General features: G+C 36.1%; 17 protein-coding genes and 1 other annotated feature. Of the genes, 12 read left to right on the forward strand and 5 right to left on the reverse strand.

Features of this window, described 5'->3' with window-relative positions; all coding sequences use genetic code 11:
• Window positions 1–126: 126 nt before the first annotated feature.
• On the forward strand, window positions 127–888 hold the full coding sequence (locus M948_RS40170; protein ID WP_021292263.1) for an alpha/beta fold hydrolase: 762 nt from the start codon (window positions 127–129) through the stop codon (window positions 886–888).
• A 76-nt stretch (window positions 889–964) separates the two neighbouring features.
• Window positions 965–1,276 carry a metal-sulfur cluster assembly factor gene (locus M948_RS40175; RefSeq protein ID WP_021292264.1) on the forward strand — a complete coding sequence of 104 codons (312 nt, stop codon included), beginning with the start codon at window positions 965–967 and terminating at the stop codon, window positions 1,274–1,276.
• A 379-nt stretch (window positions 1,277–1,655) separates the two neighbouring features.
• Here M948_RS40175 and M948_RS40180 read toward each other — a convergent pair whose 3' ends face one another.
• Entirely contained in the window at window positions 1,656–2,483 is an 828-nt protein-coding gene (locus M948_RS40180; protein WP_021292265.1) for an undecaprenyl-diphosphate phosphatase, read from the reverse strand.
• 87 nt (window positions 2,484–2,570) lie between these two features.
• Between M948_RS40180 and M948_RS40185 the strand changes: the two genes are divergently transcribed.
• Entirely contained in the window at window positions 2,571–2,888 is a 318-nt protein-coding gene (locus M948_RS40185) for a hypothetical protein (protein WP_021292266.1), read from the forward strand.
• 148 nt (window positions 2,889–3,036) lie between these two features.
• Here the strand turns inward: M948_RS40185 and M948_RS40190 are convergent, their stop codons facing one another.
• On the reverse strand, window positions 3,037–3,219 hold the full coding sequence (locus M948_RS40190) for a DUF2929 family protein (RefSeq protein WP_021292267.1): 183 nt from the start codon (window positions 3,217–3,219) through the stop codon (window positions 3,037–3,039).
• Window positions 3,220–3,328: 109 nt separating this feature from the next.
• On the opposite strand from M948_RS40190, the gene M948_RS40195 reads away from it, so the two are divergent.
• The 6 genes from M948_RS40195 (at window position 3,329) to M948_RS40220 (ending at window position 7,876) form a co-directional block, all read left to right on the forward strand.
• Window positions 3,329–3,916: a hypothetical protein gene (locus M948_RS40195; RefSeq protein WP_148530716.1), complete on the forward strand. Its 588-nt coding sequence runs from the start codon at window positions 3,329–3,331 to the stop codon at window positions 3,914–3,916.
• 52 nt (window positions 3,917–3,968) lie between these two features.
• A complete protein-coding gene (locus M948_RS40200; RefSeq protein WP_038245629.1) occupies window positions 3,969–4,283 on the forward strand; it encodes a hypothetical protein in 315 nt (104 codons plus the stop codon).
• A 101-nt stretch (window positions 4,284–4,384) separates the two neighbouring features.
• Entirely contained in the window at window positions 4,385–5,326 is a 942-nt protein-coding gene (locus tag M948_RS40205) for a beta-ketoacyl-ACP synthase III (RefSeq protein ID WP_021292270.1), read from the forward strand.
• 22 nt (window positions 5,327–5,348) lie between these two features.
• Complete coding sequence (fabF, locus tag M948_RS40210) at window positions 5,349–6,587, forward strand: beta-ketoacyl-ACP synthase II (protein WP_021292271.1); 1,239 nt, start codon at window positions 5,349–5,351, stop codon at window positions 6,585–6,587.
• A 128-nt stretch (window positions 6,588–6,715) separates the two neighbouring features.
• Window positions 6,716–6,925 (forward strand): hypothetical protein, encoded by a 210-nt coding sequence (locus tag M948_RS40215; protein ID WP_021292272.1) that lies wholly within the window; start codon window positions 6,716–6,718, stop codon window positions 6,923–6,925.
• A 189-nt stretch (window positions 6,926–7,114) separates the two neighbouring features.
• The gene (locus M948_RS40220) at window positions 7,115–7,876 is read left to right on the forward strand and encodes a YjbA family protein (protein ID WP_021292273.1); all 762 of its coding nucleotides are present in this window, start codon (window positions 7,115–7,117) and stop codon (window positions 7,874–7,876) included.
• Between the two features lie 60 nt (window positions 7,877–7,936).
• Here the strand turns inward: M948_RS40220 and trpS are convergent, their stop codons facing one another.
• Window positions 7,937–8,935 carry a tryptophan--tRNA ligase gene (trpS, locus tag M948_RS40225; protein WP_021292274.1) on the reverse strand — a complete coding sequence of 333 codons (999 nt, stop codon included), beginning with the start codon at window positions 8,933–8,935 and terminating at the stop codon, window positions 7,937–7,939.
• 57 nt (window positions 8,936–8,992) lie between these two features.
• Window positions 8,993–9,173, reverse strand: a binding site (T-box leader).
• Between the two features lie 140 nt (window positions 9,174–9,313).
• Between trpS and M948_RS40230 the strand changes: the two genes are divergently transcribed.
• Window positions 9,314–10,264, forward strand: coding sequence for a ketopantoate reductase family protein (locus M948_RS40230; protein WP_021292275.1), 951 nt, complete (start codon window positions 9,314–9,316; stop codon window positions 10,262–10,264).
• Window positions 10,265–10,307: 43 nt separating this feature from the next.
• Here M948_RS40230 and panD read toward each other — a convergent pair whose 3' ends face one another.
• Both panD and panB read right to left on the reverse strand, forming a co-directional pair.
• On the reverse strand, window positions 10,308–10,697 hold the full coding sequence (panD, locus tag M948_RS40235) for an aspartate 1-decarboxylase (protein WP_021292276.1): 390 nt from the start codon (window positions 10,695–10,697) through the stop codon (window positions 10,308–10,310).
• 50 nt (window positions 10,698–10,747) lie between these two features.
• Window positions 10,748–11,572, reverse strand: a complete 825-nt coding sequence (gene panB, locus M948_RS40240) for a 3-methyl-2-oxobutanoate hydroxymethyltransferase (protein ID WP_021292277.1) — start codon at window positions 11,570–11,572, stop codon at window positions 10,748–10,750.
• Between the two features lie 204 nt (window positions 11,573–11,776).
• Between panB and M948_RS40245 the strand changes: the two genes are divergently transcribed.
• Window positions 11,777–12,985 carry a putative glycoside hydrolase gene (locus tag M948_RS40245; RefSeq protein WP_021292278.1) on the forward strand — a complete coding sequence of 403 codons (1,209 nt, stop codon included), beginning with the start codon at window positions 11,777–11,779 and terminating at the stop codon, window positions 12,983–12,985.
• A 286-nt stretch (window positions 12,986–13,271) separates the two neighbouring features.
• Window positions 13,272–13,853: a GNAT family N-acetyltransferase gene (locus M948_RS40250; protein WP_021292279.1), complete on the forward strand. Its 582-nt coding sequence runs from the start codon at window positions 13,272–13,274 to the stop codon at window positions 13,851–13,853.
• Window positions 13,854–13,904 lie beyond the last annotated feature (51 nt).

Here is a 13,904-nt window from a genome sequence, read left to right on the forward strand (position 1 = left end):
TGTCAATAGTGTATAGTTGATATGTAGAGATGTAAAGTAAAAATTCCTTTGCATTAGTTGCAATTTATTTCTTATGGGTAGTAAAATAATTTACATGACTGAAAACGTACATAAGGAGATAATGGCATGATCGGAGTATATAAAGAAGAAATTAAAACCATTCCAAGCCTAATAGTTGTTGATGCCGAAAACGAAAATAAAGCTTTACCAGTAATCACCTTTTTCCATGGGTTTACGAGTGCAAAAGAACATAATTTGCCATTAGCATATTTACTTGCAGAAGAAGGGTATCGTGTTGTTCTCCCAGATAGTAAATACCATGGTGCAAGAGAAAATGAAATATCTGAGATGAGAAGGCAGGTTTCTTTTTGGGATATCGTCATGCAAAATGTTATCGAATTAAAGGATATAAAAGATTATTTGGATAGCACAGGTTTATTATTAGATAACCGTTTTGGAATTGCCGGTACTAGTATGGGAGGAATTACAACTTCAGCAGCTCTCACGCAATATCCTTGGATTAAGACAGCAGTAATATTAATGGGGTCTCCTAAGATAACCACTTATGCGAAGACACTTGTAAACAGTTTCAAGAAAATGGGGAATTTGCCTATAACTGATGAAGAAATTAGCCATTTGTACGATCAATTAAAACAATATGATTTATCTGAACAGCCGGAGAAACTGAATCAACGACCACTCATGTTCTGGCATGGAGAAGATGATCCAGTTGTGCCATTTGATCATTCTTATACATTCTATGAGAAAGTGGCATCGGAATATACAAATAAAGATAATATTTTCTTTATTAAAGAGGCTAATCGTGGCCACAAAGTAGGTCGGTTTGCTATATTAGAAACTGCGAAATGGTTTACCAAACATTTGTAAGTTTTAAAGCAGTGTTATTTAAAATCAATTAAAAATATGTTTAAATAGTAATAACAAGATAGAGGAGGTACAGGGTATGGATGAAGCGCTTAAGGAAAATCTAATGGGTGCCCTAGAGAATGTTATTGACCCTGAATTAGGCATTGATATTGTTAATTTAGGTTTAATATATGATGTTGATTTGAATGAAGAGGGCATTTGCAATGTCACCATGACATTAACCGCGATGGGATGCCCATTAGCTGCACATATTGAGCAAGATGTAAAACATGCGCTTGCGGATATTCCAGAAGTAAAAGAAACAGAAGTAAATATTGTATGGAATCCTCCTTGGGGAAAAGAAAGAATGTCTCGTTATGCTAAGATTGCATTAGGGATTCCAGATTAATCGGTAAAAGGTTCATTCATGAGGTTGTAATCATGAATGAACCTTTTGTACATTTAAATTGTACAAAGTTACATTGTTCACATTGATTGCATTTTTAAATGGTCGAAATCGTAAATAACAATCTTTCCGTGATGAATTGAAATAATCGATAGCCGATTGACTCACTAAGTAATCGGTTTACACTTTCTATTTTGTTATGGTTTGTAAGAGGCAGATGAATGCATACTCCTTGAGTCTTTCTAACCACTATAAATAATTAGGGTCTTTCAAAAATGGTTGCAGGTTAGCTGCATACGTTTGTTGATAAAATCAAATTCCTCCAATATTTCCATTAAGCATTATAAAAACAGCAGTCATTGAGAACTGCTGTTTTAACTATTTATAGGAAAATAATAACAAGTATTCCGACGATAAAGCAATAAAAGGCAAAGTATTTTAAATTACCTTTCGCCATAATATTAGCAAACCATTTAAGAGCAAAATAGGATGCAATAATGGATGCTAAGAATGCAATAGCATATGGTATCATTAATGTGTCGAAATTAGGATCTGTAAATATGTCGGTTATTTTTAATACGGTTATTCCTAAGCTTACTGGAATATAAAGTAAAAAGGAAAAGCGAAAAGCTGTTTCGCGTTTCATGCCAACTAACATTGCTGCAACAATCGTTGCTCCAGAACGACTAATACCTGGAATTAACGCAATCGCTTGAGCAGCTCCGACAATCAAGGCATCTTTAATTGTTAATTCCCCATCATTTTTCTTCCCTCGTAAATTACGAATTATCCACAAGGCAGCCCCAGTAATAAGTAACGTGTAGCCGACAATGACAACTCCACTTAATCGCTCACTAATCATATCTTCAAATAGGAGTCCGAGGATACCTGTAGGGATTGTTGCAATGACTAAGAATAGGATAAATCGAAAATCTTCCTTCGCTTCTTCATCTCTATCCTTTTGAACAATGAATCGAAGGCCATTGCGAATTAAGCGTGCGATATCTTTACGGAATACGATAAAAACAGCAATCAATGAGCCAAAATTGACGAGTATCTCAAAAGATAACCCTTTAATTTCTAATCCAAACAGATCCCGTAAGATTACTAAATGACCACTTGAAGAAATTGGAATTGGTTCTGTAAAACCTTGAAATAAGCCAAGAATTAAATACTTAATTAACAAACCTAGTTCAGTTAATGTTTCCATAATGTATCTCCTTATAGAATTATTAATTTTTTATGTCACCAACCCATGGGCGAATGAATAGGCTAGCTGGTGAGGAGGTTGATAGGAATGACGGACCGAAATCAACAAATATACGATGTATGTAAAGATCATATGCATGCCTATGTGCTTATAGAATTAGTCGATGGCTCAAGTGTAGACGGAATTATTACTGGACTGGATAATGAATCCGTTTATCTTGCTGTACCACTTGAACCTCATGAACAACTTCAGGGTGGTGGGTCACATCATAGACAATTCGGTTATGGTTATCCTGGTTATGGTGGTCCAGGGTATGGATACGGCTATGGACCTGGACCACGATTTAGAAGGCTAATTCTGCCTTTAACTGCTTTAGCGGCATTGAGTATACTTCCATGGTATTAACATTATTACATTAACAGGGCCTAAAATGGGAAACCCTTGCCCTGTATAGTAAGAATGGGCAAGGGTTTATTTCAATCATACAGCTGGTCTCTGCCATAGAGAAATTGAGTTACCTAATATTATTATAGGTAGGATATATCAGTTCGGTTTAGTTCTCAGCGTTATCATCGTGGATAGCACTATCACCTAAAATGACAATAGCTATAAACATGATAACTGCGAAAACAATTGTACCCATCATACTAAAGCTGTCACCGCGCATACTTGATAAAACATAAGAAAGTACGCCACTTATTACAAGTGCCCAGATAATTGTTGCAATGTACCTCATGTATACACCTCATTTTTACATTTAACTCTAGTTTATCTTGTTTTAGTTTACCAAAACCAATCGTAAAAAAAAAGGATAATTTTATAACAAAGGGGAAGGGGGAATGTTATTGATGACATGTTTAGTTGTAAATTGTAATCATTGGATAGGATATCATATTGTAAATGGATTATTAGAGGATGATTGGCTGGTAGAAGGAGTAATCGATAAAGAAGAGAAGGATACACTAAGTATGTTTTTTGGTCGAAATAGCAATTTCTCATTTTGCGAGAATGTGGAAAAGAAAGTTTATGACACAGTGATTTCCGTTGGTGTTCCATTGAAAGAAATAGATCATGTACACACGAATCGTTCTGTTATCATTCATCCAACTGTTCCTGAAAACATGAAGGAAGATACAATATTAATAAAAGCTCCGCTATTGTTTGGAGAATGGATGCCAATGAACGAAAATGGAATGTATCGCAACCACCTGTTTATCCCTTTTGACTCGACATATTTTCTTACCGAAGCTGTTTATATTGAGGATTTTGTTTCTTATTTAGTGAAATGGTTAAACGACGATATTGCTGATAACAAGAAAAGTGCAATAATAAAACTTGAACATTCAACATATACTCGGGACAATAGACCTATCGAAAAGAAATTAGAGCAAGTAAAAGAACATTATCATCAATTTAAAAAGTATACGGAATAATACTCGCTTTGGTCTAGTTTATTTTCTCTTAAAGAAGCCGGGAGTGCCTACATTGCATAAATCGTATGTATCGTATACCCTAGTAATCCTTTTTGCAGCCATCTTTATAAGTGGTTGCAGTTCAATGATGGACGAGCCAAATCGAATTCATAGTGTAGGTATGGTACAAACGGATTCAAATACAGATCAAGCTTGGAATGATACAAATGTCTACTTTAGGGAACACCTAACCACTGAGCGAGCGATTACAGAGGCAGTGGAAGAATTTTTGAATCATGCAGCGATTAGGGAGATTCCACCAAGGCTTCGAAAAGAATTAAAAAAGATAATCAACGATTACCGAGGAGCTAATTTACTCCCACAGTGAAACTGCATAATGATTAGGTTCTTGCAAATTAGGGCTAAATGAATTAAAATTAGTACCAAGTCATAAGAATAGATATTAATACTTTTTAAGGAGATGGAAAAATGGATGTAGGTGTTCTAGGAGTCGGTCACTTTGTTCCAGAGAAAGTCGTGACTAATAAAGACTTAGAAAAAATTGTAGAGACGAATGACGAATGGATTCGTACTAGAACCGGTATCGAAGAGCGAAGAATTGCAGAAGACAACATGGATACCTCAGATATGGCATTTTTAGCTGCTAAGGATGCACTAGCAAATGCGGAAATGCATCCGGAAGAAATTGATCTTATTTTAGTTGCTACTGTAACACCAGACACCCCTTTTCCGTCTGTAGCATGTATAATTCAAGATAGATTAGGGGCAAAAAATGCAGCTGCAATGGATGTTAGCGCTGCTTGTGCTGGATTTATGTATGGAATGGTAACAGCAAAACAATTTATCGAAACAAATACGTATAAAAATGTACTTGTTGTTGGAGTAGAAAAACTTTCAAAAATTACAGATTGGTCCGATCGCAGTACTTGTGTTTTATTTGGTGATGGAGCAGGAGCAGCAGTTATGGGCGAGGTATCTGAAGGCAGAGGAATTCTTTCCTTTGAACTAGGTTCAAATGGCGCTGGTGGTAAGGAGCTATATCAAGATAAAGATAGTGGCTATATCTATATGAACGGACGTGAAGTATTTAAATTTGCTGTTCGGCAAATGCCAGAGTCTTCTGTCAATGTAATAAAAGCAGCTGGACATGATAAAGAGGATGTTGATTATTTAGTTCCACATCAAGCGAATATTCGAATTATGGAAGCTGCAAGAGAAAGACTTGAAATTTCTGATGAGAAGATGGCAAAGACGGTTAAAAAATACGGAAATAATTCCGCTGCTTCTATACCAATTGCTTTATCAGAATCGGTAAAAGATGGTAAAATAAATGACGAGGATTTGGTCGTTTTAGTAGGCTTTGGAGGCGGATTAACGTGGGGAGCCTTAGCATTACGTTGGGGAAGATAAATGTAAGTAGGAGGACAACCTTATGGAGCAAAGAAGAGTAGTTATTACTGGACTTGGGGCAGTAACCCCAGTAGGAAATAATGTAAATCAAATGTGGGAAAGTATAATTAACGGGAAATCCGGAATTGATTTTGTGACAAAAGTAGACAGTCAACAATTCACTGCAAAAGTAGCTGCAGAAGTAAAAGATTTTGATGCTACCAAGTATATAGAGAAAAAAGACGTACGTAAGATGGATTTATTCACGCAATACGCTGTAGCGGCATCCAAAATGGCAGTAGAAGATGCCAATTTGATTATTGATGAAACGAATACAAACCGTGTTGGTGTATGGATTGGTTCTGGGATTGGTGGTATGCAAACTTGGGAAGATCAACATCGTAAATTCATGGAAAAAGGACCGAAGCGTGTTAGTCCATTCTTTGTGCCGATGATGATTCCAGATATGGCTGCTGGTCAAGTATCTATTCAATTAGGAGCAAAAGGAATAAATTCTTGTACAACAACTGCATGTGCTTCAGGTGCAAACTCCATTGGAGATGCGTTTAAGGCTATTCAACGTGGAGATGCAGATTATATGATTACTGGGGGGGCAGAAGCTCCCATATCGAATATGGCATTTGCGGGCTTCTCTTCAGCCAAAGCGCTATCCTTGAATGAAGATCCACAAACCGCGAGTCGCCCTTTTGACAAAGAACGAGATGGTTTTGTAATGGGGGAAGGATCCGGTATTTTAGTCTTAGAAGATTTAGAGACTGCACTTGCTCGAGATGCCCATATATATGCAGAAATTGTTGGGTACGGAGCGACTGGAGACGCATACCATATAACAGCTCCAGCTGAAAACGGGGAAGGGGCAGCACGGGCAATGCAGCATGCGTTGGATGACGCTTCGATTACTGCTGGACAAATTGACTATATCAATGCGCATGGAACGAGTACGGCATTGAATGATAAATTTGAAACAGCTGCAATTAAAGCTGTAATGTCAGAAGATGCGTATAATGTTGCCATTTCATCTACCAAATCGATGACTGGACACTTGCTTGGAGCAGCTGGGGGAATTGAGTCTGTTATAGCTGTTAAATCAATAACAGATGGTATTATACCTCCGACAACCAATTATGAAACACCAGATGCTGATTGCGACTTAGATTATGTTCCAAATGAAGCTAGACAGCAAGATGTAAATGTTGTTCTCAGCAACTCACTAGGATTTGGCGGCCATAATGTTGCTTTAGTATTTAAAAAATATGAATAAATAGCAAATCGATCCCATGAAGGGGTCGATTTTTTGTTTACCAATTGTAAAAGCTTGTACAATTTTTTTCATGTAATAGGTAAGACAAGCATACTCTATTAAAAAGTGGACAAGGTAGGCGACAATTTATGGGGTATGTATTTCTGTTTTTAATGGGATTCGGTTTTGCTGTAATGGGTGGAGTAACTATCATTGCTTATATGAACTTTCTTCCAGCTGGTCTATCATGGGGAGAATATTTTAGTTTTATTTTGAGCCGAATTGAATGTTATTTTTTACCAATAGGAATTGTTATGATGAGTCTGGTTATCAGCCGTTTACCAAATAAACTTAAATGATAAGTGAAAGATAAAGGTTTTCAATTGAACCATTTCCATGCATGAATTACCTTGCTTGATAATTACTACCAAGAAGAATACTATATTTTGGAAAAAATATCATGCCGCAAATATGGCAGACTTAGAATATTTTTCTAAATCATGGTCATAATGTATGTTAAGTTCTGATTGAAAAGTGAGGGTTGTTTTATGCTATATATGCATGATGTATGGGTGAATTGGTTTGAAGGAGAAGAAAATGGCTATAATGTTTGTTATTTTCAAGAATGGCGCAAGGAGGACGGCATAGAATTACTCGATCAGGTGCCATTACTATACATAACAAAGGACTTGTATAACTTTATTGAAAATGATATGCATGAACTGCCAAAAGCTTTATTAGATGCTATTTATAAACGTGCTTATATGCGAAAAGGGCAAGAAAGAACCGTTTTAGACTATGCTTGTATTGTGACAGATGGTAATGACATGTTGGCATTTGATACAATCGGCTATAAAATTCCAGTTCGAAAAAGTCGTTTAATTCCCAGACAAGAACAGTTGGTGTACGACATGATTAAGAACACCAAACCTCAGTCATTTAAATATGATAATAAATATTATAAAAAGGAATACCATATGTTGTCGATGCCGCCCGAACTCGTTTTTGGGTTAACGAGAAGAGAAAGACAGCTGAAACAACTATTAATGATGGCACTTGATCAGCTACGGACGGCTAATCATTTAGAAGAACTTCGTTACTGGTTAACGGAATGGGACCCAAAAAATTATCCATATATCCGGTTTATGGATGAAGAGAAAGTTTGGACAGCTTTATATGAGGGTGTCAGACAAGGTTGGAGTACAAGGCATGAGGACCTGTGTGCGAAGTTAATAAAAGGACAGCCTTTCCTAGAAAAAATGTGGGAAATTGAAAACGGTCAAGAACAAAATACATCGAAGCAAAAATAAGGGATAGATATAATAAACAAGAGGAGGGTCTCATAACAAAGATCATCCTCTTGTTTACGTTTACTTTTTCTTCTTTTTAACTCTACCTAACCCCATTGCTTTTTTTGCTTTAGCAACGGTGCGATTTGCTGTCATTCCTGCCTTATCTGCTCCACGATCTAAAATATTATCAAGATCTTCAGAGTCAATCAATGCATAGTATTTGTTTTGAATTGGTTCTAATAAATGAATAACAGCATTAGCCACATCTTGCTTGAAAACACCATAGCCCTTACCTTCATATTTTTCTTCCAATACATCAATGGATTCACCTGAACAAATAGAGTAAATCGTAAGTAAGTTCGAAACACCAGGTTTATTTTCTTTATCGTACTTTACTTTTCCTTCCGAGTCGGTGACCGCACTTTTAATTTTCTTTTCAATTTTCTTTGGTTCATCAAGCATTGAAATAAATCCTTTTTCATTCGAATCGGATTTACTCATTTTCTTCGTTGGATCTTGTAAAGACATAATCCGAGCACCAACTTTTGGAATACTGACCTCTGGAACCGTAAAGATATCATTATATTTGTTATTAAACCGTTGGGCTAGGTTCCTTGTTAACTCTAAATGCTGCTTTTGATCTTCACCGACCGGGACGATATCGGTATTATATAAAAGAATGTCAGCAGCCATTAGTGTTGGATAGGTCAGTAAACCAGAAGAAATAGCTGTTTCTTTGTTTGATTTATCTTTAAATTGTGTCATTCGTTCAAGCTCACCCATATAACTAATAGATTGTAACATCCAACCTAACTGCGTATGTGCTGCAACTTCAGATTGAATAAACAGTGTTGATTTCTCTGGATCAATGCCAGAAGCTAAATAGAGAGCTGCTAAAGAACGTATATTGTTTCTTAGCTTTAATCGATCTTGTGGAACGGTAATAGCGTGCTCATCAACGATACAGAAAAAACAGTCATGATCCTCCTGTAATTGAGTGAAATGCTTTAATGCTCCTAAATAATTTCCTAATGTTAAAGTACCACTTGGTTGAATCCCTGAAAAAATCGTCTTCATCTTGCTCACTCCATTTCTTAGTAATACCCATATAAAAAAGTCCATTCATCCCCATACAACAGGGACGAATGAACCGCGGTACCACCCTTATTATCTTATTATATAAGATCACTTTTGATTATAAGCTCCAAAGGCCCAATTCCAATTATCCATAGTACTTGTTTCCACCTACCACAAGCTCTCTAATTAACCTAATCTAGTGAATAATTGTACTTTCATACTTTTTCATAGCTCATACGTATTTATTTGACACTATTATATAGGATTTGAAAGGTTAAAATCAAGTTTTGCTGTTGAAAGAATTACCGATTATACGTATGGTAAGGATAGTACAAGTGAATACGAAATGGTGAAAAAGCCGTAAAGGAGTAAATTCACATGAAAATATTAATTCTTGGTGCTGGTGCAATGGGGAGTCTTTTCGCTGGAAAATTAACGAAATGTGGATTCGATGTCACGCTGTATAATAGACCAAATAACCATGTAGAAATAATGAAGCAGCAAGGTATGCAAATGGTTCATGATAAAGGTGATTTTGCTACCCTCCATGTACCAGTTTATACGAACCCTGCCGATTTATCTGGAGATTACGAGCTTATGCTTGTATTGATAAAATCTTTTGCAACTAAGGCTGTATTAGAAAAGGTATTACCAATGGTCGATGACAAGACCCCAATCCTTACCTTGCAAAATGGAATAGGTAACCTTGAATTAATTCAACAATTAGCACCGACACATGAAGTTTTTGTTGGTGGAACTAGTGCTGGGGCAGGTTGGGTGAAGCAGGGAGTAATAGAACAACGGGCTTGGGGGAAAACATTTATTGGATCAACGAAACCGACTAATGAGAATGTCGATTTTTTAAAGAAGGTTGCTGCTACATTTTCCGAAAGTGGATTGGAAACGTTAGTGTCTGACAATGTACAATCTATAATTTGGAGTAAATTGGTAGTAAATATAGCTTATAATGGTCTAACTGCTGTAACACGTTTGAAAAACGGGGAGGCTATTGAGTATAAGGAAGGGAAAGAACTTGTTTCAAAGCTAGTAGAGGAAGCTGTTGAGGTTGCACATGCAAAAGAAATATCCTTATTGTATAAAGATCCTGTTCAAGAATGTATACGCTTAGGGATTGAAGAGATTGGGAGAAATATATCATCTATGCTTACAGATGTTCTTCATCAGCGTAAAACAGAAATAGAAGTTATCAATGGTGCGATTGTTAAAGAAGGAAAAAGGCTACAAATTGCTACTCCATATAATAATATGATGTATAAATTAGTGAAAATGATAGATCAGAGTTATCCACGTACAATTCTACATCCTTAATATGTATAGAACAGTCTGATTCTAGATTCAGACTGTTCTTTGATTAAGAATTTATTGTTGTTAATGGCGGTTCTTGTTCCAATAGGTTTGTAACCTCGTTTTTGTCATTCATGATTGCAACTAATGGACGATGGGAATGAAGCTCTTCACCTGAAAGGAGTGCATAGGAGACAATAATGACGACATCATCTTTTTGAACAAGTCTTGCTGCAGCTCCATTTAAGCAAATTACGCCAGAGCCTCTTTGTCCTGCTATAACGTACGTTTCTAACCGAGCGCCATTGTTATTGTTTACAATTTGAACCTTTTCATGTGGCAATATATTTACTTTATCCAAAATATCTTGATCAATTGTAACACTACCTACATAGTTTAAATTAGCTTCTGTGACACGTGCACGATGTATCTTACTTTTCATCATTGTTCGGAACATGTGATTAACTCCTTTTCATTCATTGTTAATCAAAATTGAATAAGTGAACCTCATTCTGGGAGGAGGTCTTTACTTTTTATGAAGAAGGAATGTTCGTCCGACGGGAAGTTTTGAGTTTTTACATCGGATATATATCCTTTAATCGCTTCTAATCCAATTTGATTAACATCACTATAAGGTTTAACGAATCTTGGTAGGCGATCGACACCATATTTTAGAATATCGTGATAAACAAGGACTTGTCCATCACATTTCGAACCAGCACCTATTCCAATAGTTGGTATATCAATAGATGCTGTTATGATGTCAGCTAGTTCTTTTGGAACGCATTCCAAAACAAGTGCTACAGCACCAGACGCAGCCACTTTCTTAGCATCATGTAGTAGTTTAGCTGCAGCTGCTTTATCTTTCCCTTGAACTTTAAATCCTCCTAATACATTAACGGACTGCGGTGTTAAGCCCAAATGACCAATAGCCGGAATACCTGCCTCTGTTAATCGTTGGATAAATTCAATAATCCCTGCTGAGGCACCCTCAATTTTCAAGCTTTGTGCATTGGTTTCCTGAAAGATTTTGGCTGCCTGACGTAATGAATCTTCTGTGGAAATATGATAGGACATAAACGGCATATCGACGACAGCAAAAGTATTTGGTGCGCCTCTCTTTACAGCTTTTCCATGATGAATCATGTTTTCTACTGTTACTTGTACCGTTGAATCATATCCAAGTACGACCATTCCTAATGAGTCACCGACAAGTATCGTATCAATGCCTGCCTGTTCTGCATGTTTAGCAGAAGGATAATCATAAGCAGTAACCATGGTGATTTTTTCATGATTTTGTTTCATTTTTTTTAAATCTAATATGGTAAGCATAAATAAACTCTCTCCTCAATTAAGTTATAGAGGCTATTCGTGTTTGTTTTTACTGGATTTGATGATGTTTATTATACAACAAAGGGGGAAAAGAATAAATCAAGCCTGATTATTTTCTTCAAAATCTTGTATTTTTCGTTCAAAATTGACATGTTTTCCTTTATACTAGACTCATATTACAATGAAATTGGGGATTGATTGCTTATGCAGAGAAAGCGAGGATTAATTGTAGCCATACTTAGTACAGTGCTACTAAGCATTCCGGCAATTGTAAGTGGGGAAGACGCTCAGGAAATAAAGCCACATCATGAGAGGGAGATCAGCTTAAAGCCACTTGAACTAGAAAATACGATGAAACGATTTGTACATACCTCAAGTTATGATTTCGAATATCCTGATGCGGTAAGAGGAATATATGTGACTGGAAATTCTGCTGGTGGCAGTCGGTTTAATTCCTTGGTTGATTTTGTCGATGAAACCGATTTGAATACCATGGTAATTGATATTAAAGAAGATAATGGTCACTTAACGTTTAAACCAGAAGAAGGTTCCCCATATGAAGATATGGCAAAAAATTTAATTGATGATCCTGAACAAATGATGAAAGTATTAGAAGAAAAACAAATTTATCCAATTGCACGAATTGTAGTATTTAAGGATTCGGTTTTAGCAGAAAAACGTCCAGATTTATCGTTTACCAAAGATGGGGAAGTATGGAAAAATGGTAAAGGAGAAGCGTTTGTTAGTCCGTTTCAAACCGAAGTTTGGGAATATAACGTTGAGGTTGCTAAAATGGCAGCAGCAATGGGATTCCAAGAGATACAATTTGATTATGTTCGTTTTCCTGAAGGTTTTGAGACAAGAGATAAGGAATTGGAATATTCTTTAGGAGAATATGAAAACCTAGAAATGAACAATATTAAGAAACGAGTTAAAGCAGTAACTGACTTTGTGCATTTTGCAAGTGAAGAATTGTCTAATTATGATGTTGATGTCTCTGCTGATATATTTGGATATGCTGCTACTATCGAAGAAACGCCTGGTATAGGACAAAATTTCTCTAAGATTGCAGATAATGTTGATGTAATTTCGTCGATGATTTATCCAAGCCATTGGACACCTTATTTTGGAATTGAAAAACCAGATGAAGAACCATACAAATTAGTTAATGCGTATGCAAAGGTGGAAAATAAAGTTTTAGATAAATTAGATAACCCACCAGTTTCTAGACCTTGGATACAGGACTTCGAAGCTCCTTGGCTTTATTCAGGAGCAACAAAGCAGTATGGTAAAGCTGAGGTGGAAGCCCAAATTAAAGCCCTAGCAGAGAATGATATCCATGAATTCTTACTTTGGAATGCTGGTAATACGTATACGGAAAATGTAGATTATACAGTCGGAATGAGCAAATAACGAATAGAGCAGACCAATTAAAAGGTCTGCTTTTTTAAAGCTATTAATTTAGAAACCTACAACCATTTTTGGAGAGGATTGCGTATACTTTTTTGAAGCAAGAAACCCTCTGAGGGGACAAGCTCCTTGTTGGGAGAACGTAATCCTTCAAGGATCTTCTCTTTTTTTCTACATGATATATCCTATCTTGGGAAATCTAAAATAACACAATATTGTGGCTTCTATTTAACAAAATTTTATTTTTTCGTTATACTAAATAGGACTACTAAAAATAAGGAGTAGATCAATGAATTGGTATGAGAAATTGAATAAGTATTTTCCTGTAGAAGAGATGAAATCCAAAAAACATATGGAAATGCTCTTAGAGGAAAAAGGTGACGTCTATTACAAAGACGAGAGTGATAAGCATGTTTTGATGTATGCTGAATTTGACACATTTCTGTTTATCGACTATTTATGGGTATCAGCAAAAACAAGGGGTCAAGGTATTGGTCACAAATTAATTGAGAAATTAAAAGCCAAAAACAAACCAATTATTCTCGAAGTAGAGCCTGTTGATTATGAGGATTCAGATACAGAAAAACGACTACATTTTTACAATAGGGAAGGGTTTTGTCATGCCCAGGCTATCGGTTATACCCGTAGATCTTTAGCGACAAATGAAGATACACCGATGGAAATCCTGTACTGGTCACCGAATGATGAATCGGAAGACTTTATTTATGAACAAATGAAAAAGATGTATGAAGATATACACACGTATAAAGATGAAGAGATATACGGAAAAGCTTATCAGGGGGTTGATGAAGTATTAACCTATGATAAAAATCGATCCTCCGCTAACATCTTAGATAATTTGAAAAGTTAAACAAAAGCCTCTTATTCCTCGTAGAATAAGAGGCTTTTTAACAATTGTTTT

Source organism: Virgibacillus sp. CM-4 (assembly GCF_000445495.1).
Taxonomy (GTDB): domain Bacteria; phylum Bacillota; class Bacilli; order Bacillales; family Amphibacillaceae; genus Virgibacillus; species Virgibacillus salexigens.

Coding starts and splice junctions, on each gene's coding strand:
- M948_RS40180 (WP_021292265.1), bottom strand. CDS start 2,483: ATGGAAACATTAACTGAACTAGGTTTGTTAATTAAGTATTTAATTCTT.
- panD (WP_021292276.1), bottom strand. CDS start 10,697: ATGTTCCGAACAATGATGAAAAGTAAGATACATCGTGCACGTGTCACA.
- fabF (WP_021292271.1), top strand. CDS start 5,349: ATGGAGCAAAGAAGAGTAGTTATTACTGGACTTGGGGCAGTAACCCCA.
- M948_RS40190 (WP_021292267.1), bottom strand. CDS start 3,219: ATGAGGTACATTGCAACAATTATCTGGGCACTTGTAATAAGTGGCGTA.
- M948_RS40205 (WP_021292270.1), top strand. CDS start 4,385: ATGGATGTAGGTGTTCTAGGAGTCGGTCACTTTGTTCCAGAGAAAGTC.
- trpS (WP_021292274.1), bottom strand. CDS start 8,935: ATGAAGACGATTTTTTCAGGGATTCAACCAAGTGGTACTTTAACATTA.
- M948_RS40245 (WP_021292278.1), top strand. CDS start 11,777: ATGCAGAGAAAGCGAGGATTAATTGTAGCCATACTTAGTACAGTGCTA.
- M948_RS40230 (WP_021292275.1), top strand. CDS start 9,314: ATGAAAATATTAATTCTTGGTGCTGGTGCAATGGGGAGTCTTTTCGCT.
- M948_RS40185 (WP_021292266.1), top strand. CDS start 2,571: ATGACGGACCGAAATCAACAAATATACGATGTATGTAAAGATCATATG.
- panB (WP_021292277.1), bottom strand. CDS start 11,572: ATGCTTACCATATTAGATTTAAAAAAAATGAAACAAAATCATGAAAAA.
- M948_RS40170 (WP_021292263.1), top strand. CDS start 127: ATGATCGGAGTATATAAAGAAGAAATTAAAACCATTCCAAGCCTAATA.
- M948_RS40215 (WP_021292272.1), top strand. CDS start 6,716: ATGGGGTATGTATTTCTGTTTTTAATGGGATTCGGTTTTGCTGTAATG.
- M948_RS40220 (WP_021292273.1), top strand. CDS start 7,115: ATGCTATATATGCATGATGTATGGGTGAATTGGTTTGAAGGAGAAGAA.
- M948_RS40175 (WP_021292264.1), top strand. CDS start 965: ATGGATGAAGCGCTTAAGGAAAATCTAATGGGTGCCCTAGAGAATGTT.
- M948_RS40250 (WP_021292279.1), top strand. CDS start 13,272: ATGAATTGGTATGAGAAATTGAATAAGTATTTTCCTGTAGAAGAGATG.